Origin of the sequence: Streptomyces sp. (genome assembly GCF_031181555.1) — a bacterium.
In the GTDB taxonomy this organism is placed as follows: domain Bacteria; phylum Actinomycetota; class Actinomycetes; order Streptomycetales; family Streptomycetaceae; genus Streptomyces; species Streptomyces fimbriatus.
Window position 1 is genome coordinate 1 of the sequence record NZ_JAPSKQ010000292.1, and the last position, 3,966, is coordinate 3,966.

6 protein-coding genes and 1 pseudogene are annotated in these 3,966 nt (G+C 68.3%); 6 read left to right on the forward strand and 1 reads right to left on the reverse strand.

Features of this window, described 5'->3' with window-relative positions; genetic code table 11:
- On the forward strand, positions 1-245 hold a 245-nt coding region (locus RIM90_RS30860), incomplete at its 5' end, for a peptidylprolyl isomerase (protein ID WP_309064041.1).
- Positions 246-350: 105 nt separating this feature from the next.
- Entirely contained in the window at positions 351-1,244 is an 894-nt protein-coding gene (locus RIM90_RS30865) for a rhomboid family intramembrane serine protease (protein WP_309064042.1), read from the forward strand.
- Positions 1,245-1,546: 302 nt separating this feature from the next.
- On the opposite strand, the gene crgA is transcribed toward RIM90_RS30865, so the two are convergent.
- A complete protein-coding gene (gene crgA / locus RIM90_RS30870; protein ID WP_309064043.1) occupies positions 1,547-1,801 on the reverse strand; it encodes a cell division protein CrgA in 255 nt (84 codons plus the stop codon).
- A gap of 141 nt (positions 1,802-1,942) precedes the next feature.
- Here crgA and RIM90_RS30875 point away from each other — a divergent pair, with 141 nt between their 5' ends.
- From RIM90_RS30875 to RIM90_RS30890, 4 genes and pseudogenes are all read left to right on the forward strand, one after another.
- The gene (locus RIM90_RS30875) at positions 1,943-2,722 is read left to right on the forward strand and encodes a DUF881 domain-containing protein (RefSeq protein ID WP_309064044.1); all 780 of its coding nucleotides are present in this window, start codon (positions 1,943-1,945) and stop codon (positions 2,720-2,722) included.
- 184 nt (positions 2,723-2,906) lie between these two features.
- Entirely contained in the window at positions 2,907-3,068 is a 162-nt protein-coding gene (locus RIM90_RS30880) for a hypothetical protein (RefSeq protein WP_086015610.1), read from the forward strand.
- Positions 3,065-3,703: an aminodeoxychorismate/anthranilate synthase component II gene (locus RIM90_RS30885; protein WP_309064045.1), complete on the forward strand. Its 639-nt coding sequence runs from the start codon at positions 3,065-3,067 to the stop codon at positions 3,701-3,703. The genes RIM90_RS30880 and RIM90_RS30885 overlap by 4 nt, the downstream gene beginning before the upstream one ends.
- Positions 3,700-3,966, forward strand: a pseudogene (locus tag RIM90_RS30890) (class E sortase); the annotation flags it as partial. The gene RIM90_RS30885 and the pseudogene RIM90_RS30890, both read left to right, overlap by 4 nt.

Consider the following 3,966-nt stretch of genomic DNA (forward strand, 5'->3'; position numbering starts at 1 on the left):
TGCGCTTCGACAAGCCCTACCTGCTGGCGATGGCCAACGCCGGCCCGGGCACCAACGGCTCGCAGTTCTTCATCACCGTCGCCCCGACGGCGTGGCTGAACCGCAAGCACACCATCTTCGGCGAGGTCGTCGACGCCGCCAGCCAGAAGGTCGTCGACACCATCGCCTCCACGCAGACCAACCCGCGCACGGACCGTCCGCTGAACGACGTCGTGATCGAGTCGGTCGAGATCCGCGAGGGCTGAGCACCTCGTCCCCCGGGGTGCGAAGCCCGCAGAGGGGAACCAATCGCCCCGCTCATCCGTAAGGATGGGCGGGGCGGGGCTTTTCCACACGACCTAGGGGTGCTCATGGACGACCAGGCTGCCGGCAGCCCGCAGGACGCCCGGAGCGTCCCCGTCTGCTACCGCCACCCGGACCGTGAGACCGGCATCCGCTGCACCCGCTGCGAGCGCCCGATCTGTCCCGAGTGCATGGTCAACGCCTCGGTCGGCTTCCAGTGCCCGGAGTGCGTCCGTGGGGGAGGCTCGGGCACGGGACACGCTCCCACGGCCTCCATGCCCCGCACGATCGCCGGCGCCCCCGTCGTCGCCGATCCCCGGCTGCTCACCAAGATCCTGATCGGGATCAATGTCGCGGTGTTCATCGCCGTGCAGGTCAGGCCCTCGCTGCTGGACCATCTGTATCTCATCGGCGTCTGGCCGCCGGCGCCGTTCCTGCCCACCACGGGGGTGGCCGACGGCGAGTGGTACCGCCTGCTCACCTCGATGTTCGCGCACGAGGAGATCTGGCACATCGCCTTCAACATGCTCGGCCTGTGGTGGCTCGGCGGACCGCTCGAGCAGGCCCTCGGCCGCGCGCGCTACCTCGCGCTCTATCTGGTCTCCGGGCTGGCGGGCAGTGCGCTGACGTATCTGCTGGCCTCCGGGACCACGGCCACGCTCGGTGCCTCCGGCGCCGTCTTCGGCCTCTTCGGTGCGATGGCCGTACTGATGCGCCGCCTCGACCAGGACATGCGTCCGATCGTCGCCCTGCTGGTGATCAATCTGATCTTCACTTTCAGCCCGGGCTTCAACATCGCCTGGCAGGCCCATATCGGAGGGCTCGTCGCCGGTGCCGTGATCGGGTACGCCATGGTCCACGCTCCGCGCGAGCGGAGGACGCTGATCCAGTACGGCACCTGTGCACTGGTGCTGGCCGCGGTGGTGGTGACGGTCCTGTTGAGAACGGCACAGCTCACCTGAGCGTCGAAGTTGTCCACAGCGTGTGGCGGATCTTGTGCACAGTGTGCGGGAGTGTCGGTACCCACCGTCACTGACCCATGTCGGTGCAGGTCAGACGGGTGACGAACAATCTTTCGGTTGCCGGTGGTTTTGTCACACCGGCGTCAACCTCCGATGAGTTATCCACAGATCGGGGACTGATTTCCCCATGTGGAAAACCTTGTGGATAACTCGGTGGACAGTCCTGCCCAGAGCTTGTGAACAGCCCTGCCCAGAGCTTGTGGACAGCTCTGGGCAGGGTCGCGCTCAGCGTGTGGCGTCTTCTACTTCCACTGGGTGGAGACGCCGAACCCGGCGGCGATGAAGCCGAAGCCCACCACGATGTTCCAGTTGCCCAGGGCGTCGATGGGCAGCGTGCCGTCGGTGACGTAGAAGACGACGATCCAGGCCAGTCCGATGAGGAACAGAGCCAGCATCACCGGCGCGACCCAGGCGCGGTTGGTCAGCTTGAGAGCGGTCGTCTGCTTCGCCGGCGGCGGCGTGTAGTCGGCCTTCTTGCGGATACGTGACTTCGGCACGAGGGTCTCTCCTGTCGATGCGCTGCGTGGCCGCGCAGGGAACTGGGTCGGGCTCGGAGCAGCGTACAAGGGGACTCCGATCGCTCCCCCGGGCGTCCGTTAGCGTAGTGCTTCCGCGGCGCCGAAGGAGATAAGGGTACGTTGAGCAATTCTGCCGACTTCCCCGGTACGGAATCCAGCCCTGCCCGCCGACGCCGTTTCCGGCCCGTGCGCGTCCTCACCGCGGGTGTCTTCGCCCTCGCGGGGCTCATCTTCTTCACCAGTTTCAACACGGCCAAGGGCACCAACATCCGTACGGACGCCTCGCTGCTGAAGCTGACCGACCTGATCCACGAGCGCAGCCGCGAGAACGGCGAGCTGGAGGAGTCCAACAGCGCGCTGCGCGAGGACATAGAGGCCCTCGCCGAGCGCGACGACGGCAGCACCGAGGCGGAGGACGACAGACTCGCCGAGCTGGAGGAACGCGCGGGCACGCAGGAGCTCAAGGGCGAGGCGATCACGGTCACGCTCGACGACGCCCCGCCGGACGCCACCGCCAAGCTCCCCGGCTACCCCGAGCCGCAGCCCGACTACCTGGTCATCCACCAGCAGGACCTCCAGGCCGTGGTGAACGCGATGTGGCAGGGCGGCGCCGAGGGCGTCAAGGTCATGGACCAGCGGCTCATCTCCACCAGCGCGGTGCGCTGCGTGGGCAACACCCTGATCCTCCAGGGCCGCGTCTACTCACCGCCTTACAAGATCACGGCGGTCGGCGACCCGGAGAAGCTGAAGAAGGCGCTCACGTCCTCCCCGGCGATCCAGAACTACATGGTGTACGTCAACGTCTACGGGCTCGGCTGGAAGGTCGAGGACAACGGGACGGTGACGCTGCCCGGCTACGCGGGCACGGTGGACCTGCGCCACGCGCAGCCCGTCGAGTAGCGGCGGGGATCCGCGCCCGCGGGCATCGAGGCGATCGCCCCCTCCTCCCGTACGTACGGGTGCACACGTGTCCGGGCCCGTCCGGTTTCCACAGCCTGTGGAGACCGGCGAACCGGAGGCGTCGCGCCGCTAGTCTGGTGGCTACGGCGTGGGCCTGGTGCCGTGGTACGACGGAAGGGACGGCATGTACAGCTGGATCTGGCGGCATCTGCCGGGGAACGGATGGGTGAGGGCACTCATCTCTCTCGTGCTGATCATCGCCGTGGTCTACCTCCTCTTCCAGTACGTCTTCCCGTGGGCCGAGCCGCTGCTGCCCTTCAACGATGTGACGGTGGACAACCAGTGAGCGCGCGCATTCTCGTCGTCGACAACTACGACAGCTTCGTCTTCAACCTGGTCCAGTACCTGTACCAGCTGGGCGCCGAGTGCGAGGTCCTGCGCAACGACGAGGTGTCGACGGCGCACGCGCAGGACGGTTTCGACGGTGTGCTGCTGTCCCCGGGCCCCGGCACCCCCGAGGAGGCCGGCGTCTGCGTGGACATGGTGCGGCACTGCGCGTCGACCGGGGTGCCGGTCTTCGGGGTCTGCCTCGGCATGCAGTCGATGCAGGTGGCGTACGGCGGGGTGGTGGACCGCGCGCCCGAGCTGCTGCACGGCAAGACCTCGCCGGTCGAGCACGGGGGCAAGGGCGTCTTCGCGGGCCTGCCCTCCCCGTTCACGGCGACCCGCTACCACTCGCTGGCCGCCGAACCGGCCACGGTTCCGGCGGAGCTGGAGGTCACGGCCAGAACGCCGGACGGCATCGTGATGGGGCTGCGGCACCGTGAACTCCCGGTCGAGGGCGTGCAGTTCCACCCCGAGTCGGTGCTGACCGAGCACGGGCACCGGATGCTGGCCAACTGGCTGGCGGAGTGCGGCGACGAGGGCGCGGTGGTGAGGTCGGCGGGGCTCGCCCCGGTGGTGGGCAGGGCCACGGCGTGACCGCGCTGCGCCCCGAGCGCGAATCCGGTGCCGGGTACGGGGAGTCCTTCACGGACGACTCCGGATACGGCACCGGCGGCGAGCAGGGGACCTCGTACGGACAGCAGCCGTACGGGGCACCCGGCACGTTCGGGGACGGCAGGTACGACAACGCCTCGCAGGACTCCTACGACTCCTACGGCTCCACCGGTGGCGCTTCCGGCGACACCGCGTATCTGCCCCCCGTCGACGAGGAGACGGTGGCGCTGCGGATTCCCGGGCCG

Excerpts from the sequence above, each read along its gene's own strand:
- RIM90_RS30865 (WP_309064042.1), top strand. The coding sequence starts at position 351 with ATGGACGACCAGGCTGCCGGCAGCCCGCAGGACGCCCGGAGCGTCCCC.
- RIM90_RS30880 (WP_086015610.1), top strand. The coding sequence starts at position 2,907 with ATGTACAGCTGGATCTGGCGGCATCTGCCGGGGAACGGATGGGTGAGG.